Annotated in this window: 21 protein-coding genes, 1 tRNA gene and 1 pseudogene; 11 read left to right on the forward strand and 12 right to left on the reverse strand. The window is 70.8% G+C overall.

Annotated features, from left to right (window positions below):
- The 4 genes from nhaA to CCL05_RS46170 form a co-directional block, all read left to right on the forward strand.
- The coding region (nhaA, locus tag CCL05_RS15155) for a Na+/H+ antiporter NhaA (RefSeq protein ID WP_086561034.1) at window positions 1-1,177 on the forward strand (1,177 nt) is incomplete at its 5' end.
- A 119-nt stretch (window positions 1,178-1,296) separates the two neighbouring features.
- Window positions 1,297-1,785 carry a phage holin family protein gene (locus tag CCL05_RS15160; protein WP_086561035.1) on the forward strand — a complete coding sequence of 163 codons (489 nt, stop codon included), beginning with the start codon at window positions 1,297-1,299 and terminating at the stop codon, window positions 1,783-1,785.
- Window positions 1,782-2,720 carry an alpha/beta fold hydrolase gene (locus tag CCL05_RS15165; protein WP_086561036.1) on the forward strand — a complete coding sequence of 313 codons (939 nt, stop codon included), beginning with the start codon at window positions 1,782-1,784 and terminating at the stop codon, window positions 2,718-2,720. Before CCL05_RS15160 ends, CCL05_RS15165 begins: the two co-directional genes overlap by 4 nt.
- Window positions 2,721-2,847: 127 nt before the next feature.
- Window positions 2,848-3,030, forward strand: coding sequence for a hypothetical protein (locus CCL05_RS46170; RefSeq protein WP_078602692.1), 183 nt, complete (start codon window positions 2,848-2,850; stop codon window positions 3,028-3,030).
- Window positions 3,031-3,081: 51 nt separating this feature from the next.
- On the opposite strand, the gene CCL05_RS15175 is transcribed toward CCL05_RS46170, so the two are convergent.
- From CCL05_RS15175 to nth, 3 genes are all read right to left on the reverse strand, one after another.
- Window positions 3,082-4,281 carry a MarP family serine protease gene (locus CCL05_RS15175; RefSeq protein WP_086561048.1) on the reverse strand — a complete coding sequence of 400 codons (1,200 nt, stop codon included), beginning with the start codon at window positions 4,279-4,281 and terminating at the stop codon, window positions 3,082-3,084.
- Between the two features lie 13 nt (window positions 4,282-4,294).
- Window positions 4,295-4,990, reverse strand: a complete 696-nt coding sequence (locus CCL05_RS15180) for an NUDIX hydrolase (protein ID WP_086561049.1) — start codon at window positions 4,988-4,990, stop codon at window positions 4,295-4,297.
- Between the two features lie 97 nt (window positions 4,991-5,087).
- On the reverse strand, window positions 5,088-6,272 hold the full coding sequence (nth, locus tag CCL05_RS15185) for an endonuclease III (RefSeq protein WP_341868259.1): 1,185 nt from the start codon (window positions 6,270-6,272) through the stop codon (window positions 5,088-5,090).
- Between the two features lie 423 nt (window positions 6,273-6,695).
- Between nth and CCL05_RS15190 the strand changes: the two genes are divergently transcribed.
- Window positions 6,696-7,370 carry a Crp/Fnr family transcriptional regulator gene (locus CCL05_RS15190; RefSeq protein WP_010031945.1) on the forward strand — a complete coding sequence of 225 codons (675 nt, stop codon included), beginning with the start codon at window positions 6,696-6,698 and terminating at the stop codon, window positions 7,368-7,370.
- Between the two features lie 16 nt (window positions 7,371-7,386).
- Here the strand turns inward: CCL05_RS15190 and CCL05_RS15195 are convergent.
- The 4 genes and pseudogenes from CCL05_RS15195 to sp36 form a co-directional block, all read right to left on the reverse strand.
- Window positions 7,387-8,145, reverse strand: a pseudogene (locus CCL05_RS15195) (MBL fold metallo-hydrolase); the annotation flags it as partial.
- The gene (locus CCL05_RS15200; protein WP_086561038.1) at window positions 8,142-9,020 is read right to left on the reverse strand and encodes an NUDIX hydrolase; all 879 of its coding nucleotides are present in this window, start codon (window positions 9,018-9,020) and stop codon (window positions 8,142-8,144) included. The pseudogene CCL05_RS15195 and the gene CCL05_RS15200, both read right to left, overlap by 4 nt.
- An 81-nt stretch (window positions 9,021-9,101) precedes the next feature.
- The gene (locus CCL05_RS15205; RefSeq protein ID WP_010031952.1) at window positions 9,102-9,563 is read right to left on the reverse strand and encodes a RidA family protein; all 462 of its coding nucleotides are present in this window, start codon (window positions 9,561-9,563) and stop codon (window positions 9,102-9,104) included.
- Complete coding sequence (gene sp36, locus CCL05_RS15210) at window positions 9,563-9,721, reverse strand: Sp36 family protein (protein WP_003991873.1); 159 nt, start codon at window positions 9,719-9,721, stop codon at window positions 9,563-9,565. The genes CCL05_RS15205 and sp36 overlap by 1 nt, the downstream gene beginning before the upstream one ends.
- A 129-nt stretch (window positions 9,722-9,850) precedes the next feature.
- Between sp36 and bagA the strand changes: the two genes are divergently transcribed.
- Together bagA and bagB are read left to right on the forward strand one after the other, a co-directional pair.
- On the forward strand, window positions 9,851-10,828 hold the full coding sequence (gene bagA, locus CCL05_RS15215; protein ID WP_086561039.1) for an ATPase BagA: 978 nt from the start codon (window positions 9,851-9,853) through the stop codon (window positions 10,826-10,828).
- 70 nt (window positions 10,829-10,898) lie between these two features.
- Window positions 10,899-12,305 (forward strand): ATPase BagB, encoded by a 1,407-nt coding sequence (bagB, locus tag CCL05_RS15220; RefSeq protein WP_086561040.1) that lies wholly within the window; start codon window positions 10,899-10,901, stop codon window positions 12,303-12,305.
- Window positions 12,306-12,374: 69 nt separating this feature from the next.
- Here bagB and wblA read toward each other — a convergent pair whose 3' ends face one another.
- Window positions 12,375-12,713, reverse strand: a complete 339-nt coding sequence (wblA, locus tag CCL05_RS15225; RefSeq protein ID WP_010031964.1) for a transcriptional regulator WblA — start codon at window positions 12,711-12,713, stop codon at window positions 12,375-12,377.
- 408 nt (window positions 12,714-13,121) lie between these two features.
- Between wblA and CCL05_RS15235 the strand changes: the two genes are divergently transcribed.
- Window positions 13,122-15,407: a transglycosylase domain-containing protein gene (locus CCL05_RS15235; protein ID WP_086561042.1), complete on the forward strand. Its 2,286-nt coding sequence runs from the start codon at window positions 13,122-13,124 to the stop codon at window positions 15,405-15,407.
- 93 nt (window positions 15,408-15,500) lie between these two features.
- Here CCL05_RS15235 and CCL05_RS15240 read toward each other — a convergent pair whose 3' ends face one another.
- The gene (locus CCL05_RS15240; protein ID WP_020271803.1) at window positions 15,501-15,965 is read right to left on the reverse strand and encodes a GatB/YqeY domain-containing protein; all 465 of its coding nucleotides are present in this window, start codon (window positions 15,963-15,965) and stop codon (window positions 15,501-15,503) included.
- Between the two features lie 158 nt (window positions 15,966-16,123).
- Here CCL05_RS15240 and CCL05_RS15245 point away from each other — a divergent pair, with 158 nt between their 5' ends.
- From CCL05_RS15245 to CCL05_RS15255, 3 genes are all read left to right on the forward strand, one after another.
- Complete coding sequence (locus CCL05_RS15245) at window positions 16,124-17,050, forward strand: metallophosphoesterase (protein ID WP_086561043.1); 927 nt, start codon at window positions 16,124-16,126, stop codon at window positions 17,048-17,050.
- 175 nt (window positions 17,051-17,225) lie between these two features.
- Window positions 17,226-17,999, forward strand: coding sequence for a Pr6Pr family membrane protein (locus CCL05_RS15250; RefSeq protein ID WP_086561044.1), 774 nt, complete (start codon window positions 17,226-17,228; stop codon window positions 17,997-17,999).
- A gap of 47 nt (window positions 18,000-18,046) precedes the next feature.
- Window positions 18,047-18,120 (forward strand) — tRNA-Pro (locus CCL05_RS15255).
- 69 nt (window positions 18,121-18,189) lie between these two features.
- Here the strand turns inward: CCL05_RS15255 and CCL05_RS15260 are convergent.
- From CCL05_RS15260 to CCL05_RS15270, 3 genes are all read right to left on the reverse strand, one after another.
- Entirely contained in the window at window positions 18,190-19,341 is a 1,152-nt protein-coding gene (locus CCL05_RS15260) for a PDDEXK family nuclease (RefSeq protein WP_086561045.1), read from the reverse strand.
- A 29-nt stretch (window positions 19,342-19,370) separates the two neighbouring features.
- The gene (locus CCL05_RS15265; protein WP_086561046.1) at window positions 19,371-19,910 is read right to left on the reverse strand and encodes a Pycsar system effector family protein; all 540 of its coding nucleotides are present in this window, start codon (window positions 19,908-19,910) and stop codon (window positions 19,371-19,373) included.
- A gap of 87 nt (window positions 19,911-19,997) precedes the next feature.
- Window positions 19,998-21,015: DUF4407 domain-containing protein (locus CCL05_RS15270; RefSeq protein ID WP_086561047.1), on the reverse strand; the 1,018-nt coding region annotated here is incomplete at its 5' end.

Consider the following 21,015-nt stretch of genomic DNA (forward strand, 5'->3'; position numbering starts at 1 on the left):
GGTCTTCTTCTTCGTCGCCGGGATCGAGCTCAAGCGCGAGCTCGTCGCGGGTGATCTGCGCGACCCCAAGGCCGCCGCGCTGCCGGTCGTCGCCGCGCTGTGCGGGATGGCCGTACCGGCGCTGGTCTACGTCCTCACCAACGTCGTCGGTGGCGGCTCGCTCTCCGGCTGGGCCGTGCCGACCGCCACGGACATCGCGTTCGCGCTCGCCGTGCTCGCGGTCATCGGCACCTCCCTGCCGAGCGCGCTGCGGGCCTTCCTGCTCACGCTCGCCGTCGTCGACGACCTCTTCGCGATCCTGATCATCGCGGTGTTCTTCACCGACAGCCTGAACTTCGCCGCGCTCGGCGGCGCGGTCGCGGGCCTGGCCGTCTTCTGGCTGCTGCTGCGGGGCGGCGTGCGCGGCTGGTACGTGTACGTGCCGCTCGCGCTCGTCATCTGGGCGCTGATGTACAACAGCGGCGTCCACGCCACGATCGCCGGCGTCGCCATGGGCCTGATGCTGCGCTGCCACCGGCACGAGGGCGAGGCGCACTCCCCCGGCGAGCGCATCGAGCACCTCGTGCGGCCCCTGTCGGCAGGGCTGGCCGTACCGCTGTTCGCGCTGTTCAGCGCCGGTGTCGTCGTCTCCGGCGGCGCGGTCGCCGATGTGTTCACCCGGCCCGAGACCCTCGGTGTCGTCCTCGGCCTGGTCGTCGGCAAGGCGCTCGGCATCTTCGGCGGGACCTGGCTGACGGCCCGTTTCACCCGGGCGTCGCTCAGCGACGACCTCGCCTGGGCGGACGTGTTCGCGGTGGCGAGTCTCGCCGGCATCGGCTTCACCGTGTCGCTGCTGATCGGGGAACTCGCCTTCGAGGGCGACCAGACGATGACCGACGAGATCAAGGCCTCGGTGCTGCTGGGCTCCCTCATCGCCGCGACACTCGCGACCGTGCTGCTGAAGATGCGCAACGCCAAGTACCGTCGCCTGTGGGAGAACGAGGAGCGCGACGAGGACGCCGACGGCATCCCGGACGTCTACGAGGAGGACGACCCGGCCTACCACGAGCGGCTGGCCGACCTCTACGAACGCAAGGCCGCCGAGCACCGCCGGATCGCCCGGGAGAAGGCGGCCGCGCGCCACGGGCTTGCCGAAGTACCGGGCGGGGCAGGCGATGACCACCACCGTCCGGCATGATCTGACGAGACGGTACAAAAGACGGGACCGTACGCAGTCAGGCCGTACGCAGTGGGACGACTGTGGCGAGTCAGGCCAAGACGCGGACATCGGACCGTACGCAGAAGAGGGAGACCGCGATGAGCGCACCCGACGGCAGCCCGGTCGGCGCCGAACGCACCATCGGCCAGCTGTTCGCCTCGGCGACGGCGGAAATGTCGGCGCTGGTGCACGACGAGATCGCGCTGGCCAAGGCGCAGCTCAAGCAGGACGTGAAGCGCGGCGCGACCAGCGGCGGCGCCTTCTCGATGGCGGGGGCGGTACTGCTGTTCTCCCTGCCGATGCTGAACTTCGCGCTGGCATACGGCATCCGCACCTGGTCCGACTGGAACCTGGCGATCTGCTTCCTGCTGTCCTTCGCGGCGAACGTCCTCGTCGCGGTCGTGCTCGCGCTGATCGGCGTGGTCTTCGCGAAGAAGGCCAAGAAGAGCCAGGGCCCGCAGAAGGTCGCCGCCTCGATGAAGGAGACCGCGGGCGTGTTCCAGAAGGCCAAGCCGCACCCGCGGCCCGAGCTCCCGAAGGACCGGGCCCCCGAGGCCATCGAGGCTGTGGCACGCTCGTCGTCATGACCGATCCCGCCACACCTTCGGCACAACCGGCTTCGGCCGTGCGGCTGGACGGACCCTGGAGCCACCGCGACGTCGCCGCCAACGGCGCCCGCTTCCACATCGCCGAGCTGGGCGACGGACCGCTGGTCCTGCTGCTGCACGGCTTCCCGCAGTTCTGGTGGACCTGGCGGCACCAGCTGGTGGCGCTCGCCGACGCCGGCTTCCGGGCCGTCGCCATGGACCTGCGGGGCGTCGGGGGCAGCGACCGTACGCCGCGCGGCTACGACCCCGCCAACCTCGCGCTCGACGTCACCGGCGTGATCCGCTCGCTCGGCGAGCCGGATGCCGCGCTGGTCGGCCACGACCTGGGCGGGTACCTGGCGTGGACGGCGGCCGCGATGCGCCCCAAGCTCGTGCGGCGGCTGGCGGTCGCGTCCATGCCACATCCGCGGCGCTGGCGCGCGGCGATGCTGCGGGACGTGAAGCAGACCCGCGCCGGTTCACACATCTGGGGGTTCCAGCGGCCCTGGATCCCGGAGCGGCAGCTCACCGCCGACGACGGGGCGCTCGTGGCCGAGCTGATCCAGGACTGGTCCGGGCCTCGCCCGCCGGAGGACGAGGCGCTGGAGAACTACCGCCGGGCCATGTGCATCCCCTCCGCGGCACACTGCGCGGTCGAGCCGTACCGCTGGATGGTGCGCTCCCTGGCCCGCCCGGACGGCATCCAGTTCAACCGCCGGATGAAGCGGCCCGTGCGCGTGCCGACGCTCCATCTGCACGGCTCGCTCGACCCCGTGATGCGCACGCGCAGCGCGGCCGGGTCCGGCGAGTACGTCGAAGCCCCGTACCGCTGGCGGCTGTTCGACGGCCTCGGACACTTCCCGCACGAGGAGGATCCGGTCGCGTTCTCCTCGGAGCTCATCAACTGGCTGAAGGATCCCGAACCCGATCGGTGACCGGACGACCGCGGCCGGTGTCCACGCGTGAACGCTTGTCCGAAGGACGGCCAATTGCCTGGCGCATAGGCCAATTGGGCGCTCCGGGGGCGGTTATCGACCATGGGGCAGGGGCACACGTCGGGGTATGGGCTGGACGCACGACTACAGTGACGCAAGCCGCAATCGCCGCTCGGCGGGCGGTGCGAACCCCCACCAGCGGAGCGGTGCACCGCAGATGGCGACCGCGGACCCCAGGGTCGGGATCCCGCGCATCCTCCGCCGCCGGGCCCGCTGGGTCTCCGTACGTCTGCGCCACACACGCGACTGAGGCGTCACTCGCGCGAGTGACGCCCCGGCCTGCTCGCCCCCAGGGCCGCTCCTAGAGCGCGCAGCTGTCGCTGCCCACCTGCTGGTTGGCGGTGCGCCCCTTGGTGATGTCCTGCTGGATCTCGTCCACCGTGAGCGCGTAACCCGTCTCGGCGTCGTCGAGGGACTTGGCGAAGACCACGCCGTAGACCCTGCCGTCGGGGGTGAGCAGCGGGCCACCGGAGTTGCCCTGGCGGACGTTCGCGTAGAGGGAGTAGACGTCGCGGCGGACCGTGCCGCGGTGGTAGATGTCCGGGCCGTTGGCCGTGATGCGTCCCCGTACGCGCGCGGCCCGCACGTCGTACGCCCCGTTCTCCGGGAAGCCCGCGACGATCGCGCCGTCGCCGCTGCCCGCGTCCTTGGTGGTGAAGCGCAGTACGGGCGCCTTGAGGTCCGGCACGTCGAGGACGGCGATGTCGCGACGCCAGTCGTAGAGCACGACCGTGGCGTCGTACTTCCTGCCCTCGCCGCCTATCTGCACGGTCGGCTCGTCGACGCCGCCCACCACGTGCGCGTTGGTCATGACGCGGCGGTCGTCGAAGACGAAGCCGGTGCCCTCCAGGACCTTGCCGCAGCTCGGGGCCGTGCCCATGACCTTGACGATGGAGCGCTGGGCGCGGGTCGCCACCGGGCTGTTCGCCAGGGCCGGGTCCGGGGGCTGGACGTCGGTGATCGGCTCGTTCGAGAACGGGCTGAAGACCTGCGGGAAGCCGTTCTGCGCGAGGACCGAGGAGAAGTCCGCGAACCAGGTGGCGGCCTGGTCCGGCAGCGCCTGGGAGACGCCGAGCAGCACCTTGGAGTTGCGGACCTCCTTGCCGAGCGTCGGCAGGGTGGTGCCCGCGAGGGCCGAGCCGATCAGCCAGGCGACCAGGAGCATCGCCACGACGTTGACCAGGGCGCCGCCGGTGGCGTCCAGGGCCCGGGCCGGGGACCAGGTGATGTGCCGGCGCAGCTTGTTGCCGAGGTGGGTGGTGAGGGCCTGGCCGACGGAGGCGCAGACGATGACGACGACGACCGCGACGACGGCCGCGGTCGTGTTCACCTCCGCGTTGTCCGTGATCGCGTCCCAGATGACGGGCAGCGCGTAGACCGCGACGAGACCGCCGCCCAGGAAGCCGGTCACCGACAGGATGCCGACGACGAACCCCTGGCGGTACCCCACGACCGCGAACCACACGGCGGCGACCAGCAACAAGATGTCCAGCACGTTCACGGAGGCCACCCTGTCATGCGCGCCAGTCGAGCGGGACCTGCTTCTCGCGGTCCCAGGGCCGCTCCCAGCCCGCGTAGTGCAGCAGCCGGTCGATGATTCCGGCCGTGAAACCCCAGACAAGTGCCGATTCGACCAGAAATGCCGGGCCTCGGTGGCCGCTGGGGTGGACGGTGGTGGCGCGGTTGGCGGGATCCGTGAGATCCACCACGGGGACGGTGAAGACCCTGGCGGTCTCGTTCGGATCGACGACCCCGACCGGGCTGGGCTCACGCCACCAGCCCAGCACCGGGGTGACGACGAAGCCGCTGACCGGGATGTAGAGCCTGGGCAGGACGCCGAACAGCTGGACGCCCGAGGGGTCGAGGCCGGTCTCCTCCTCGGCCTCGCGCAGGGCGGCCCGCAGCGGGCCGTCGCCCCGCGGGTCGCCGTCCTCCGGGTCGAGGGCGCCGCCGGGGAAGGACGGCTGCCCGGCGTGCGAGCGCAGGGAGCTGGCACGCTCCATCAGCAGCAGCTCCGGCCCGCGCTCGCCCTCCCCGAAGAGGATCAGCACGGCGGACTGGCGCCCGGCGCCGTCCTCCGGGGGCAGGAAGCGGCTCAGCTGCCGCGGCCGGACCGTCTCCACGGCGTGCACCACCGGGTCCAGCCACGCGGGCAGCCCCTCCTTGCTGACTGTCACCCGGCCGCCCTGTGTGTCGCTCGCCCGCGTCATCGCCACCCCCGTCGTCCTGCCGCTTCCAACGCGCGGCGCCCCTGAGATCGTTCCGCGAACGGCCGCGATCCCCTGATCGAGGGGCTCGTGAGGCGGCTCATCCGGCCCCCAGCGGCGGCGCCGGTTTGCCGCCCGCGTCCAGGTAGGCCTGCGGGGGGTTCAGACGCTGGCCGGGGAAGCCGCCCTTTTCGTACTTGAGCAGCTTCTTCGCCTTCTCCGGGTCGGTCTCGCCCTCGCCGTACGCCGGGCAGAGCGGGGCGATGGGGCAGGCGCCGCAGGCGGGCTTGCGGGCGTGGCAGATACGGCGGCCATGCCAGATCACGTGGTGTGAGAGGTCCGTCCAGTCGCTCTTCGGGAAGAGCGCGCCGACCGCCGCCTCGATCTTGTCCGGGTCGGTCTCGGCGGTCCACTGCCAGCGGCGCACCAGGCGCTGGAAGTGCGTGTCCACGGTGATGCCGGGCCGGCCGAAGGCGTTCCCGAGCACGACGAACGCGGTCTTGCGGCCGACGCCGGGCAGCTTGACCAGGTCCTCCAGCCGGCCGGGGACCTCACCCCCGAAGTCCTCCACCAGGGCCTTGGACAGCCCTATGACCGACTTCGTCTTGGCCCGGAAGAAGCCGCACGGGCGGAGGATCTCCTCCACCTCCTCGGGGTTGGCGGCGGCCAGGTCCTCGGGGGTGGGGTACTGGGCGAAGAGGGCGGGGGTCGTCTGGTTGACGCGCAGGTCGGTGGTCTGGGCGGACAGGACCGTGGCGACCACCAGTTGGAAGGGGTTGGCGAAGTCCAGCTCGGGGTGGGCGTACGGGTAGACCTCGGCGAGCTCGCGGTTGATCCGGCGGGCCCGGCGGACCAGCGCGGTAGGCGACTCACCGCTGGGCGGGTGAACGACGGCCCTGGCCGGTGCGGCGCCCTTGACGCGGGCCGTGGCCTTCTTGGGCGCGACGGTGACCTTCTTGGCGGCGGGGGCCTTCTTCGCAGGCGCGGCTTTCTTCCCAGCCGCAGCCGTCTTCGCGGACGCAGCCTTCTTCCCAGCCGCGGCCGTCTTCGCAGCCGCAGCCGTCTTCGCGGACGCGGCCGTCTTCGCAGGCGCGGCCTTCTTCCCAGCCGCAGCCGTCTTCGCGGACGCGGCCTTTTTCCCAGCCGCAGCCGTCTTCGCGGACGCGGCCTTTTTCCCAGCCGCAGCCTTTTTCCCAGCCGCAGCCTTCTTCCCAGCCGCAGCCTTCTTCCCAGCCGCAGCCTTCTTCGCAGCCGCGGCTTTCTTGGCGGACGCGGTCTTCTTCACCGCCGCAGCCTGCATCGCGGACGCCTGCTTGCTCGCGGCCCCGCCCTTCCCGGCAAGCGCCTTCTTGGCCGGCGTCGGCTTCCCGGAGGGCGCTGCCTCCCCTGTCGCTTTCGCCGTTTTCCTACCGCCATCGGGGCCCTGTTCGCCCACAGCGGAATCGCGACGTACAACCACCCGCGCAGCCCCCTCGGCCTGTGCTCTCACCGGCGATTTGGACACCCGGCCAGCCTAAGGCCAGGCACCGACATCCGGCCCGGACCCCGAAGATCGGCGTCCAATTGGACCCCTGCCGCGTACCCCGGGACACGTGTGCGGCATCCTTGTGACAGATCACACTGTTTGGACCGTCAGGCAAAATGGGCACCACGGTGCCTTGGTACGCGGGGGCGACAGCCCCTGAGCAGGTCGACAAGGAGAGAACTCGTGGACGACGTTCTGCGGCGCAATCCGCTCTTCGCGGCGCTCGACGACGAGCAGGCCGCGGAGCTCCGCGCCTCCATGAGTGAGGTGACCCTCGCGCGCGGCGACTCGCTGTTCCACGAGGGTGACCCCGGCGACCGCCTGTACGTGGTCACGGAGGGCAAGGTCAAGCTCCACCGCACGTCCCCCGACGGCCGCGAGAACATGCTGGCCGTGGTCGGCCCCGGCGAGCTCATCGGCGAGCTGTCGCTGTTCGACCCGGGCCCGCGCACCGCGACCGCCACGGCACTGACCGAGGTCAAGCTGCTCGGCCTCGGCCACGGCGACCTCCAGCCCTGGCTGAACGCCCGCCCCGAGGTGGCCACGGCGCTCCTGCGCGCCGTCGCGCGCCGACTGCGCAAGACCAACGACGCGATGTCCGACCTCGTCTTCTCGGACGTCCCGGGCCGTGTCGCCCGGGCCCTGCTGGACCTCTCGCGCCGGTTCGGCGTGCAGTCCGAGGAGGGCATCCACGTCGTCCACGACCTCACGCAGGAGGAGCTGGCCCAGCTGGTCGGCGCGTCCCGCGAGACGGTCAACAAGGCACTGGCGGACTTCGCCCAGCGCGGCTGGCTGCGCCTGGAGGCCCGCGCGGTGATCCTCCTGGACGTGGAACGCCTCGCCAAGCGCTCGCGCTGACGCGCACGCACCCTGGCCGTACGACGTCGGCGTAGACGTGGGCGACGACCTGCCCGGGGGTGCGGTAGCCGTCCTCGACGGCCGTCTCGACCTGGGCCAGGCGGTGGGCGCGGTGGGCGAGGTAGTACTCGACGACGCCCTGGGCGTCCTCCAGGACGGGCCCGTGGCCCGGGAGGACCGTGTGGACGCCGTCGTCGACCGTGAGGGACCTCAGGCGCCGCAGTGAGTCCAGGTAATCGCCGAGACGGCCGTCGGGGTGGGCCACGACCGTCGTCCCGCGGCCCAGGACGGTGTCGCCGGTCAGGACGGCCTGGTCGGCGGGGAGATGGAAGGAGAGGGAGTCGGCGGTGTGGCCGGGGGTCGGGACGATCCTCAGTTCGAGGCCGCCGGTGGTGATCACGTCTCCGGCGGCCAGGCCCTCGTCGCCCAGCCGCAGTGCCGGATCGAGCGCACGCACGCGCGTGCCGGTCAGTTCGGCGAACCGGGCGGCGCCCGCCGCGTGGTCGGGATGACCGTGGGTCAGCAGGGTCAGGGCGACGCGCTTGCCGGTCCGCTCGGCCGTGGCGACGACATGGCGCAGGTGCCCCTCGTCGAGGGGGCCCGGGTCGACCACCACCGCCAGGTCCGAGCCGGGCTCGGACAGGATCCAGGTGTTCGTGCCGTCCAGGGTCATCGCCGACGGGTTGGGGGCCAGGACGTTGACGGCCCGCGCGGTGGCGGGCCCCGAGAGAACCCCGCCGCGGGGCTGGCCGGGAAGGGCTGCTGCGTCCGTCATGCGCTGGCTCCACCGGTCGGGGCGGTCGGGATGTGCTTGGTGAACTCGTCGTGGCCCGGCCAGGAGAGCACGATCTCACCGTCCACCAGGCGGGCGGTGGCCAGGACGGGCGTGAGGTCCCGGGCGGGGGCGGCCGCGAGCGCCTGGGCAGCGCTCTCGTACGCCGTCAGCTGCCGCAGGGTCGCGATGGTCGGCGGCATCATCAGCAGCTCGCCCTTGTCGTACCCGGCCGCCGCCTCGCCCGGCGCGATCCACACCGCGTGGTCGGCCTCCGTGGAGGCGTTGCGGGTGCGCTGCCCCGCGGGGAGGGCGGCCACGAAGAACCACGTGTCGTAGCGGCGGGCCTCGAACTCCGGGGTGATCCATCGGGTCCAGGCGCCGAGCAGGTCGGAGCGCAGGACCAGGCCGCGGCGGTCCAGGAACTCCGCGAAGGACAGGTCCCGGTCGACCAGGGCGGCACGGTCGGCCTCCCAGTCGGCGCCGGTGGTGTCGCCGACGACGGAGTCGGGCGTCTCGCCGGCGAGCAGCACGCCCGCCTCCTCGTACGTCTCCCGGACGGCCGCGCAGACGATCGCCTGGGCCGTCGCCTCGTCGGCACCGAGCCGGTCCGCCCACCACGCGCGCGTGGGGCCCGCCCAGCGGACCTGGTGGTCGTCGTCCCGGGGGTCGACGCCGCCGCCCGGATAGGCGTACGCGCCTCCGGCGAAGGCCATGGAGGCGCGTCGGCGCAGCATGTGGACGGCGGGGCCGGTGCCGGTGTCCTTCAGGAGCATGACGGTGGCCGCGCGCTTGGGGGTCACCGGGGTGAGGGTGCCGGCCGCGAGTGCGCGGATGCGGTCCGGCCACTCCGGGGGGTACCACTGACCGTTCGCCATGGGCGCGAGGCTATCCCGTGACGGGCGGATGTTCGAGTGGCCTCGGGGACGGATTCCGCAGCTAGGGCCGCCGCAAGGGGGTCAGGCGAGCTCCACCTGGATCTCGACCTCCACCGGCGCGTCCAGCGGCAGCACCGCGACGCCCACCGCGCTGCGCGCGTGCACGCCCTTGTCGCCGAGGACCTCGCCGAGCAGTTCGCTGGCGCCGTTCAGCACCGCGGGCTGGCCCGTGAAGTCCGAGGCCGAGGCCACAAAGCCCACGACCTTCACCACGCGCGCGATGCGGTCCAGGTCACCGGCGACGGACTTGACGGCGGCCAGGGCGTTCAGCGCACACGTGCGTGCCAGCTCCTTGGCCTCCTCCGGGGTGACCTCCGCACCGACCTTGCCGGTGACCGGAAGCTTGCCCTCCACCATCGGGAGCTGCCCGGCGGTGTAGACGTACGGCCCGGACTGCACGGCCGGCTGGTACGCGGCGAGCGGCGGGACGACGTCGGGCAGGGTCAGGCCGAGTTCGGCCAGCTTCGCCTCGACGGCGCCCATTACTGCTTCTCCCGCTTCAGGTAGGCCACGAGCTGCTCGGGGTTGTTCGGCCCGGGCACGACCTGGACGAGCTCCCAGCCGTCCTCGCCCCAGGTGTCCAGAATCTGCTTCGTGGCGTGGACGAGCAGCGGCACGGTTGCGTATTCCCACTTGGTCATGCGGCCGACTCTAGCCGCTGCCGGTCAGGGGCCACGCGGCCGACCACGCCCCGGGCGTCCGCCCGCCTCGGCGACCGTTATCCACAGCCTCCCGCGTAGCCCGGGCACGGACTGGTTAGGCTCGAATACGTGAGCAGGCTCCAGGTCGTCAGCGGCAAGGGCGGTACCGGCAAGACCACGGTGGCCGCGGCCCTAGCGCTGGCCCTGGCCACGGAGGGGAAGCGGACACTTCTCGTCGAGGTCGAGGGCCGCCAGGGAATCGCGCAGCTCTTCGAAACGGAGGCGCTGCCTTATGAGGAACGGAAGATCGCGGTCGCTCCCGGGGGCGGGGAGGTGTACGCGCTGGCCATCGACCCCGAACTGGCCCTTCTGGACTACCTCCAGATGTTCTACAAGCTGGGCAGCGCCGGGCGGGCCCTGAAGAAGCTCGGCGCGATCGACTTCGCCACCACCATCGCGCCCGGCCTGAGGGACGTACTCCTCACCGGCAAGGCGTGCGAGGCGGTACGGCGCAAGGACAAGAGCGGGCGGTTCGCGTACGACTACGTCGTCATGGACGCCCCGCCCACCGGACGCATCACGCGCTTCCTCAACGTCAACGACGAGGTCGCCGGCCTCGCCAAGATCGGCCCGATACACAATCAGGCCCAGGCCGTGATGCGGGTGCTGAAGTCGCCGGAGACGGCCGTGCACCTGGTGACGCTGCTGGAGGAGATGCCCGTCCAGGAAACGGTGGACGGCATCGCCGAGCTGCGGTCGGCGCGGCTGCCGGTGGGGCGGATCATCGTGAACATGGTGCGGCCGGAGGTGTTGGACGCGGCCGACCTGGAACTCGTCAGGACGGCCCCGCGTTCCACGGTTGCGCGGTCGCTGTCGTCCGCCGGGCTCGGCGGGGCGCGGCGCGGCGGGCGCGCGGAGCGGCTGGTGGATCCGCTGCTCACCCAGGCCGAGGAGTACGCCGAGCGGTACGCGCTGGAACAAGAGCAGCGCGCGGTGCTCACCGAGCTGGGCCTGCCGCTGCACGAACTGCCGCTGTTCGCCGAGGGCATGGACCTGGCGGGGCTGTACGAACTGGCCCGCGAGCTGCGCGAGCAGGGCGTGTCATGAGCCGGGCAGGACGCGGCCCCGGGAACAGCACACAGGCAAGGCCCGTCATGAGTCGGAAGCAGGGGATGTCATGAGTCGTCCGGACCCGGCCCACACCCACGACCCGGCCCGCCATCTGTCCCCGGCGCGCGTCCTCGACGTCGATCCGCTGCTGGCGGACCCGAAGACCCGGATCGTGGTCTGCTGCGGCTCGGGCGGGGTCGGAAAGACCACGACCGCGGCGGCCCTGGGGCTGCGTGCGGCCGAGCGGGGCCGCAAGGTCGTCGTCCTCACCATCGACCCGGCCCGCCGGCTCGCCCAGTCCATGGGCATCGACTCCCTCGACAACACCCCGCGCCGGGTGAAGGGCATCGACGACTCCGCGGGCGGCGAGCTGCACGCGATGATGCTCGACATGAAGCGCACCTTCGACGAGATCGTCGAGGCGCACGCGGACCCCGAGCGGGCCGCCGCGATCCTGGGCAACCCCTTCTACCAGTCGCTCTCGGCGGGCTTCGCGGGCACGCAGGAGTACATGGCGATGGAGAAGCTCGGGCAGCTGCGGGCCAGGGACGAGTGGGACCTGATCGTCGTCGACACCCCGCCCTCCCGCTCGGCGCTGGACTTCCTGGACGCGCCCAAGCGGCTCGGGTCGTTCCTGGACGGGCGGCTGATCCGGCTGCTGACGGCACCGGCGAAGCTGGGCGGCCGCGCCGGCATGAAGTTCCTGAACGTCGGCATGTCGATGATGACCGGCACCCTCGGCAAGCTGCTCGGCGGCCAGCTCCTCAAGGACGTGCAGACGTTCGTGTCCGCGATGGACACGACCTTCGGCGGGTTCCGCACGCGTGCGGACGCCACGTACAAGCTGCTCCAGGCGCCCGGCACGGCGTTCCTCGTGGTCGCGGCCCCCGAGCGGGACGCGCTGCGCGAGGCCGCGTACTTCGTGGAGCGGCTGGCCGCGGAGGACATGCCGCTCGCCGGGCTGGTGCTCAACCGGGTCCACGGCAGCGGCGCCGGCGGCCTGTCGGCCGAGCGGGCGCTCGCGGCCGCGGAAAATCTTGAAGAGCCCCGCATTGTGGATCAGGAGGGCGGGAAAGCAGTACTTCGTAACTCCCCCGACACGTATGACAGTTCAGGCTCTCCCACATCCGAAACACCAGCTCCGGCTGCTGCCGAGGCTTCCGACGGTGGCTCCCCCACCGAGAACGCCGGGAACACCGAGCGGTCCGTCGACCAGCTCACGGCAGGCCTGCTGAGGCTGCACGCCGAACGTATGCAACTGCTCTCCCGTGAGCAGCGCACGCGTGACCGCTTCACCGCGCTCCACTCCGAGGTGGCCGTGACGGAAGTGGGCGCGCTGCCCGGCGATGTGCACGACCTCGCGGGGCTGCGCGACATCGGCGACCGGCTCGCGGCGAACGAGCGCGAGCTTCCCGACCCCGCCGACGACTCCGAGCTGCCCCACCCGGACAGCCGGCCCGAGGCGAGTGCCTGAGGGCAACCCGGCGTTGGCGAAGGGCCCGTCAAGGGCCCTCTGACCGTCGAAGCTCCTGGAGGGAACCCCTCAGCTCACCGCCGCGTAGTTCTCGTAGACCTCGTCGTCGTCGAGGGGCACGATGCCCGTGCCGCGCTCGTACTCCGTGCGCGCCGTCTCCAGCAGCCGGCGCCAGGAGGTCACGGTGGGACGCCTGCGCAGCAGTGCGCGGCGCTCCCGCTCCGTCATGCCTCCCCACACGCCGAACTCGACGCGGTTGTCCAGCGCGTCGGCCAGGCACTCCGTGCGCACCGGGCATCCGGTGCACACCGCCTTGGCCCTGTTCTGCGCTGCTCCTTGAACGAACAGTTCATCCGGATCGGTAGTGCGGCAGGCCGCCTGCGCACTCCAGTCGACTACCCAGCCCATACCGGCGCCGTCCTCTCCCGAATCGAGGCTCCCCCACGGCGGCAGCGGCATATTCACCGCCGCCAGTTGAGGACGTTACGGAAGGTGGGCACAGCGCAACACCCCCAGCGGGCCCAATCTTGAATGGTCCGAACGGACTATGGGTAAGCGGCAGATCACCCGGGGGAGTGAGCTGGCGACATACGTAACCTTCCTGGCAAACCAGGACAGTTCGCATGCGTCACAACGGACGCCGCATGACACACAAGGCGGATTCGGACACGACCCCACCAAAAAAGTTGGGAAACACCCGGAACGATTCGGGGTCGCCGGACGTATTGATACGTGGCCTCACTGCTGTGACAGTTGAGAGCAGCTTAGGCCAAGGCCTATACGCCTGTCCGGCGAATGAGAACGTAGGCTGCCCTCATGCCAAAGAAGCGCTCGGGCGGTGGTCTGTCTCCCACGCAGCAGGCCGCCAAGTTCCTCGGTGTCAGTGTTCTCGCGGGAGCCGTGCTGGCCGGTATCGCGCTGCCCGCGGTGGGTGCGCTGGGGCTGGCGGCGAAGGGATCGGTCGAGAGCTTCGACGAGCTCCCGGCCACCATGAAGACCCCGCCCCTGAGCCAGCGCACCACGATCCTCGACGCCGACGGCGGCCAGATCGCCACGGTCTACTCGCGCGACCGCACGGTGGTCCCCCTCAAGGACGTCTCGCCGTACATGCAGAAGGCGATCGTCGCGATCGAGGACTCGCGCTTCTACCAGCACGGCGCGGTGGACCTGAAGGGCGTCCTGCGCGCCCTCAACAAGAACGCGCGCAGCGGCGAGGTCGCCCAGGGCGCCTCGACCCTGACGCAGCAGTACGTGAAGAACGTCTTCGTCGAGGAGGCCGGCGACGACCCGACGAAGGTCGCGCAGGCCACCCAGCAGACCATCGGCCGCAAGATCCGCGAACTGAAGTACGCGATCCAGGTCGAGGAGGAGCTCGGGAAGAAGAGGATCCTCCAGAACTACCTGAACATCACGTTCTTCGGGCAGCAGGCCTACGGCGTCGAGGCCGCGGCCCGGCGCTACTTCTCCAAGTCCGCCAAGGACCTGAACCTCCAGGAGGCGGCCCTCCTCGCCGGCATCGTCCAGTCGCCCAGCCGGTACGACCCGGTGAACGACGAGGCGGAGGCCACCAAGCGCCGCAACACCGTGCTCCGGCGCATGGCCGAGGTCGGCGACGTCTCCCGGGCGCAGGCCGCCGAGGCGATGAAGGCGCCGCTGGGCCTGAAGGTCAGCAAGCCCAGGAACGGCTGCATCACGGCGACCAAGGGCGCGGGCTTCTTCTGCGACTACGTGCGCGAGGTCTTCCTGAACGACCCGGTCTTCGGCAAGACCAGGGAGAAGCGGGCGAAGGTCTGGAACCAGGGCGGCCTCACCATCCGCACCACCATGGACCCGCAGGCCCAGGACGCGGCACAGCGGTCCATCAAGGACCACGTCTACAAGAGCGACGAGGTGGCCACCGCCACCACCCTCGTCCAGCCCGGCACCGGCAAGATCCTCGCCATGGGCCAGTCGCGCCCGTACGGCTTCCGCAAGAACCAGACGCAGATCAACCTCTCCGTCGACCAGTCGATGGGCGGCGGCATGGGCTACCAGCCCGGTTCGACGTTCAAGCCGATCGTGGCCGCCGCGGCCCTCGAGGACGGCATGCCGGCGAACAAGGCGTACCCCTCGCCGTACCAGATGGCGTATCCGAGCCCGGTATCGGCCTGCGACGGCAGGACCTGGAAGAACAGCCGGACCAACCCTGCCAAGGTCGAGAACGAGAACGAGTCCGAGGTCGGCCCGTACGACATGAGGGAGGCGACCGCCAAGTCGGTCAACACCTACTACGTGCAGATGATCGGCGACATCGGCATCTGCCCGGTGACGACGATGGCGAAGAAGATGGGCGTCGAGCGGGCCGACGGCGACAAGATGCCCCAGGTGCCCTCCATCGCCCTCGGCACCCAGGAGATGTCCCCGCTGACCATGGCGAACGCGTACGCCACGTTCGCCTCGCGCGGCATGTACTGCACGCCGGTCGCCATCGAGTCGATCAGCCAGCGCGTCGGCGACAGCACGAAGTCGCTCCCGGTCCCGAAGTCGACCTGCTCGCGCGCGATGTCGGAGAAGACCGCCGACACCATCAACACGCTGCTGCGGGGCGTCGTCGAGGACGGTACGGGCAAGAAGGCCGGCCTCGGCAGCCGCCCCAGCGCCGGCAAGACCGGTACGACGGACGAGCGCTACGCGGCCTGGTTCGTGGGCTACACGCCGAACATGGCCGGTGCCGTGTGGGTCGGCGACCCCGCGCACAAGCGGAAGATGGTCGGCATCACCATCGGCGGCGTCCCGTACGACAAGGTGTTCGGTGGCGAGGTCCCCGGACCGATCTGGGGCGACATGATGACCGGCGCGCTGGAGGGCAAGCCCGTCGAGAACTTCAACACCGTCCACATCCCCCCCGGCGTCGACCGGAACCGCGGCGACCGCGACGACGAGGGCCGCGACAACGGGGACCAGGGCGACAACGGCGACGACGGCTTCATCGGCGGCCTGGTCGGCGGCAACAACAGCGGCGGCGGGGACGGCGGGACCTTCCCGACACCGTCGTTCAGCATCCCGGAGGGGTTCTTCCGGGGTCAGGGCAACGGGGGCAACGGGAACGGTGGACGCGGCTGACGCGGCCGAGGCCGCTGACACGGTGTCCTGAGCGCGTGACGGCCCTTTCCCGTCGTACGAAGATCTTCGTACGACGGGAAAGGGCCGGGTGTCTTATCCCGCGAGGATCTTCTTCACGGCCGCGGCGACGCGGCCGCCCTCGGCCTGGCCCGCGACCTTCGGGTTCACGATCTTCATGACCGCACCCATGGCCCGCGGCCCCTCCGCCCCGGCCGCCTTCGCCTCCTCGACGGCCTGGGCGACAATCCGGTTCAGCTCGTCGTCGCTGAGCTGCTTCGGCAGGTACGCGGCGAGCACCTCGCCCTCCGCCTTCTCCCGCTCCGCACTCTCGGCGCGACCACCCTGCGCGAAGGCCTCGGCCGCCTCACGGCGCTTCTTCGCCTCCCGGGTGATCACCTTCTGCACCTCGTCGTCGGAGAGCTCGCGCTTCTCCTTGCCCGCGACCTCCTCCTTGGTGATCGCGGCGAGGGTCAGCCGGAGCGTCGAGGAGCGGAGCTCATCGCGCTCCTTGATCGCGGCGTTGAGGTCGTCCTGCAGCTTCGACTTGAGCGTGGTCATGAGGTTGATTGTCGCAGGTGCAGGCGGGCGGGCGCCCCTTGATTTGCGGGACGGCGGTGCACGAGACGGGTCAAGGGCCGGTAGAAGGGCCGGGGCCGTCAGGGGATTTCGGGCACCGCCGGGCGGAGACGACCGGCGCGGTCTGACACGATGGTCCTATGCGCGCGCGATACGGAGTCCCTCTGGGAATCGCGGCGGCTGGTGCCGCCGGTCTGTTGTACTCGGCGGGCTTCGAGGCCCGCTCCTTCCGCCTCCGCCGGGTCACGGTCCCGGTCCTGCCCTCGGGAATGCGCCCCCTGCGCGTGTTGCAGGTCTCCGACATCCACATGGTCAGCGGCCAGCGCAAGAAGCAGCGCTGGCTGCGGTCCCTGGCCGGCCTGCGCCCCGACTTCGTGATCAACACGGGTGACAACCTCTCCGACCCGGAGGGCATCCCGGAGGTCCTGGACTCGCTCGGCCCCCTGATGGAGTTCCCCGGGGCGTACGTCTTCGGCTCCAACGACTACTACGGCCCGAGGTTCCGCAACCCCGCCCGCTACCTGAGGGAGAAGGTGCAGGGCCGCCACGGCCTGAACGGCAACCCGCCGGCCGTCAGCGTGGTGCACATCCCGTGGGAGGACATGCGGGACGCCTTCGACGCGGCCGGCTGGCTGAACCTCACGAACACGCGCGGCACGCTCAAGATCGAGGGCGTCTCGCTGGAGCTGACGGGCCTGGACGACCCGCACATCAAGCGGGACCGCTACGAGCAGGTGGCCGGCGGCCCGTCGGATTCCGCCGACTTCTCCATGGGCGTGGTCCACGCGCCGTACCTGCGCACGCTGGACGCCTTCACGGCCGACGGCTACCCCCTGGTCCTGGCCGGCCACACCCACGGCGGCCAGCTGTGCATCCCCTTCTACGGCGCCCTGGTCACCAACTGCGACCTGGACACGGACCGCGTGAAGGGCCTGTCCACGCATACGGCGGAGGGACGTACGTCGTACCTGCACGTCTCGGCGGGCTGCGGCACGAACCGCTACACACCGGTACGGTTCGCGTGCCCGCCGGAGGCGACGTTGCTGACGTTGGTGGGGCGGGAGTAGGGGAGCCTCCGCCCGGGGCCGGTCAGGGGACGATCACGGGTCGATCAGTCGATCAGTCGATCAGTCGATCAGTCGATCAGTCGATCAGGGGACGATCACGGGTCGACGGGAGACCCGTTAACCCACACAGCCCGCCCACATCGCCCGCTATGTCCGTTTCTGTCAGCGTGGGGGCATGACCGCCCCGATACCCCGGGACATACCGGATCTCCCCGCGATTCCGGGCAAGCCCGCGTTGAAGCCCTCCCCCGTCCCCGCCACGGCCGTCGTCACCCCGGTCCGCCGCCCCGCGGCCGCGGCCTTCCGCCTGCTGGTCGCCCTCGCGGCGACCACGGGCGTGACGCTCGACATACTCCTGGGCGACCCGTCCCGGGCCCTCGGCTACTTCGCGATCCAGAGCAACATCCTCCTCGCGCTGGTGATGGCCCTCTCGGCCCGCCGGGCGTGGACGGCCCGCCGCCCGCTGCCAGGAGCCGTCCTGGGTGCGACCCTGCTCTACGTCGTCATCGCGTCCCTGGTGTACCACCTGCTCCTGGCGAACGAGGCGAGCCCCTTCTCCCTCACGGGCGAGGCCGCGGCCGCTCCGACGGGCTGGCAGGCCGTCGCCCACCACACCCTCCACACGCTGACCCCGATCGCGGCCGTACTGGACTGGCTCCTGCTCACGGCCCCCGGCCGACTGCACCTGCGCCAGGCCAGCACGTGGCTGCTCTACCCCCTGGCCTACCTGGCCTTCTCCCTCATCCGAGGCGAGCTGCTCCTGCCGGGCACCCCCGACCGCTACCTCTACCCCTTCCTGGACGTCGACCAGGACGGCTACAAGAAGGTCCTCGGCAACGCCCTCCTCCTCGGCCTGTCCTTCTACGCCCTCGCGGTCCTCCTCGTGGCCCTCGACCACGCCCGCCCGAACCCCCTCCGCCACCCCTGGAAAACCGGATTTCGTCTCTAGCCACCAGTGGGCTAAAGTAAACGTCGTCGCCGCGACAGCAGCGACATCGGGGTGTAGCGCAGCTTGGCAGCGCGCTTCGTTCGGGACGAAGAGGTCGTGGGTTCAAATCCCGCCACCCCGACAGTGAAGTACCAGGTCAGGGGCCTGATCCGCTCAGCGGGTCGGGCCCCTGACTCGTTTCCGGTGATCGTTAGACAGCGGCTTCCTGGCCGTCCACGAGTTCTTCGATCGCTGCCAGGATTCCCTCGAGGGCGCCGGGTTCCGATGCCAAGGCGGACAGCGAGACCGACGGCCAGCCCTTGTACCCCTTCTGCCGCTGGATCTCCAGCTTCTTCCGCAGCTCGGGAACGGCCGGCAGAGAGTCCGCGAAGGCCGCCGCGCGGTCGAGGCCGAGGTGATGGGTGAGGGAGCCGAAGCTGAAGGCGAGTTCCTCCTTCACGGGGTTGTCGTACAGGGACAGCGTCCAGATCGGGACGTGCCGGCCGGCGACCGGATAGTAGACGGACATGCTCGGGTACTTGGCCGTTCCGCCCTCCAGCCGTCCCCGGGCCGCCGCGTGATCGAGCAGTGCGGTTGCCAGCCGACTCGGTTCCGGGGCGAGCCGGGCCCGGATCACCGCATCCATGTCCGCACGCGTGGTCCGCTGCGCGGTGCGGCGTCCGGACGGGGACTTCGCTGCCGTGGCGACCTCCCCGTGGATGCGTGGGACGAGGACGCGGAGGTCACCGTCGCCCCGGTACTGGGTCAACTCGACCGCGTACACGTCGGTCTGGCGCATCTGCCGGTTCAAGAACTCCACGATCGCCCTCAGCTCCAGCGGGATCCGGTCCGCGACGAACAGCAGCCGCATCTGCCCCGCGGCCAGCCGCTCCTCGACCGTCGACCAGAACTCCTCCGGGGAGCGGTCGCCGAGATGTAGTTCCCCGTACGCCTCGTCCAGCGGCCTGCCGTCCGAGACACAGGTCTCTTCGAACGAGCGCTGAAGCAACGCTCCAGGCCAGTAACGAGCGCCGTTCGCCGCGTAGTCCAGCATCTGGCCCACCACCTCGCGGCGGATGCGCGTATCGCTCGCGCGCTTGACCTCCACCAGCGTCGGCACCCCGTCGGCATCGACGAAGAGATGGTCCAGCCAGTACGCCGGACCGCTCTCCGCGCTCGTCGACACCCCCATCTCCCGCGCCACCAGCACCAGCCGCAACGGCCGACCGTCGGCAAGCGAGCCGAAGTCCAGTACCCGTGGATGGCGCGCGAGAAGCTCCTGGAACTCCGCCTCGGTCTCGAACGCGGCCGGCTCCAGGGCCTGCAGAGCGTTCCCCAGGACGAATACCGACTGATCAGTCATGTGTTACCCCACCTTGGCAGGTCTCGCCGTCAAGTCGACGCCCCTGTCACTATGCCCAGCAGGGTGAGCGCGAAGAAGACCGTGCTCCAGGCCAGGGCGTGGCGTATGCAGCGGTATTTGGTCCAGGCGGTCCGGGACAGGGCCGCCAGTTGGCACAGGTCCCGGGCCACGGGGTCGGTGCGGCGGACCGTCCGCTCCAGGTGTGCGGCCGACATCGCCAGTCTCGCGTCGCCGAAGTAGTGGGTGCGGGAGCGGTGGGGGTCTCCCAGCCGTGGGGTCACTGCCAGACCGAGCAGGACGAGTGCCGGTGCGCAGGCGGCGCAGCCCACCCAGAGGAGCAGCTGCGGGACGACCGGGTACTGGCGCGGGGCGATGACGCCGCTGCCGATCGCGCCGAGCAGGGCGGTCAGGACCGCGCCCAGGGACGCCAGCATGAGACCGGCCTTGTGGTCGGCCTTCACGAGCTCCTCACGGACCTCGGACAGCAGCACCCTGGTGAGTTCCGCAGTGTGGTCGGTGGCGGTGTCGGTGTCCGGGCCTGCGGCGGGGGCACCTCCGGGTGTGGTCATGCCTTCCCCTCCTTTCCGTCGGTGTCAGGCGGCCGCCCCGGTGTGCGGGGCGGCCGTGGTGCTGTGTCCTTGGTGCGGGCGGGTGTGTCAGACCGTCGACGAGCGGCGGATCTCGTCCTCCAGCGCGTTCACCGCCTGCCGGACCCGGATGTTCATCGCCGCCGTGTGTTCCCGGGCTGCCGCCTCCGACTCGGCGCGGTGGCGCCGGACCTCCTGTTCGATGGCGTCCTGGGCGATCTCGAGGTTCGCCATGGCCCGGCGCTCGGTGAGGCGGACCTCCTCGCCGTGGATCTTGACCGCGCTGTTGCTCTCGCTGGTGAGCATCCGGTCGTACGCGGTATCGCCGCTCAGGTACTTCACCAGCACGGGGAGCATGTCGAGGAGTACGAACAGCAGGCGGACCAGCCAGATGCCCACGAACAGCACCGCGTTGCCGCTCGCGAGTTCATCGAGCGCCCGGATCCGTTCCAGGACCCCGATCTCCTTCTGCTTGCCCCGCTCCTCGTCCAGCCGCCGCTCGATGCCGTCGGCCCGTTCCTTGAGGAACGCGCCGCGCGACGAGGTCAGTTCGGCCTCGATCGTCGAGATGCGGCTGTGCATGCCGGCGAGTCGCTTCTCGTTCTCACTGGTGCGGTGGGTGGTCCGGTAGTCGTGTGCCTTGCTGCGCAGGCGCAGGCACTCGGACGTCCGCTGATAGAGGCCGGTGGCGGCGATGCGGATCAGCCGGCGGCACTCGTCCCGCACCTCGGAGTCGATCGCCTCCAGCCTGGTGGTGTCCCGGTCCACCCGCTTCTGCAGGGTGGCGGCGTCCGAGCGCAAGGCGTCCAGCTCCTCGCCCCGTTCGCCGGGCGTCGCGCCGAAGGAGAGGACGTACGCCCTGTCACAGCCCTTCGGCGTGACGGGCTGCGTCGTGGACGGGACAGGGTTGCAGCGGACCAGGTTCGTGCGCAACCGGTCGATGGCGTCCGTACGCTGGTCCGCGACGCGTTCCTCGATGGCGGTCTGGAAGATGCGCAGCACCAGCGGCTCGGCGATCACCACTCCGAGCATCAGCGCGATCAGCAGGCGGGTGACGAGGGGGCCGGCCCGGCGCCGGGCGTTCGGC

Origin of the sequence: Streptomyces africanus (genome assembly GCF_002150735.1) — a bacterium.
GTDB lineage: Bacteria > Actinomycetota > Actinomycetes > Streptomycetales > Streptomycetaceae > Streptomyces > Streptomyces africanus.

Bases quoted from the DNA above. Each gene is read 5' to 3' on its own strand.
- CCL05_RS15160 (WP_086561035.1), top strand. From the start codon at position 1,297: ATGAGCGCACCCGACGGCAGCCCGGTCGGCGCCGAACGCACCATCGGC.
- CCL05_RS15165 (WP_086561036.1), top strand. From the start codon at position 1,782: ATGACCGATCCCGCCACACCTTCGGCACAACCGGCTTCGGCCGTGCGG.
- CCL05_RS46170 (WP_078602692.1), top strand. From the start codon at position 2,848: ATGGGCTGGACGCACGACTACAGTGACGCAAGCCGCAATCGCCGCTCG.
- CCL05_RS15180 (WP_086561049.1), bottom strand. From the start codon at position 4,990: ATGACGCGGGCGAGCGACACACAGGGCGGCCGGGTGACAGTCAGCAAG.
- CCL05_RS15200 (WP_086561038.1), bottom strand. From the start codon at position 9,020: ATGGCGAACGGTCAGTGGTACCCCCCGGAGTGGCCGGACCGCATCCGC.
- CCL05_RS15205 (WP_010031952.1), bottom strand. From the start codon at position 9,563: ATGGGCGCCGTCGAGGCGAAGCTGGCCGAACTCGGCCTGACCCTGCCC.
- sp36 (WP_003991873.1), bottom strand. From the start codon at position 9,721: ATGACCAAGTGGGAATACGCAACCGTGCCGCTGCTCGTCCACGCCACG.
- bagB (WP_086561040.1), top strand. From the start codon at position 10,899: ATGAGTCGTCCGGACCCGGCCCACACCCACGACCCGGCCCGCCATCTG.
- wblA (WP_010031964.1), bottom strand. From the start codon at position 12,713: ATGGGCTGGGTAGTCGACTGGAGTGCGCAGGCGGCCTGCCGCACTACC.
- CCL05_RS15235 (WP_086561042.1), top strand. From the start codon at position 13,122: ATGCCAAAGAAGCGCTCGGGCGGTGGTCTGTCTCCCACGCAGCAGGCC.
- CCL05_RS15240 (WP_020271803.1), bottom strand. From the start codon at position 15,965: ATGACCACGCTCAAGTCGAAGCTGCAGGACGACCTCAACGCCGCGATC.
- CCL05_RS15245 (WP_086561043.1), top strand. From the start codon at position 16,124: ATGCGCGCGCGATACGGAGTCCCTCTGGGAATCGCGGCGGCTGGTGCC.
- CCL05_RS15250 (WP_086561044.1), top strand. From the start codon at position 17,226: ATGACCGCCCCGATACCCCGGGACATACCGGATCTCCCCGCGATTCCG.
- CCL05_RS15260 (WP_086561045.1), bottom strand. From the start codon at position 19,341: ATGACTGATCAGTCGGTATTCGTCCTGGGGAACGCTCTGCAGGCCCTG.
- CCL05_RS15265 (WP_086561046.1), bottom strand. From the start codon at position 19,910: ATGACCACACCCGGAGGTGCCCCCGCCGCAGGCCCGGACACCGACACC.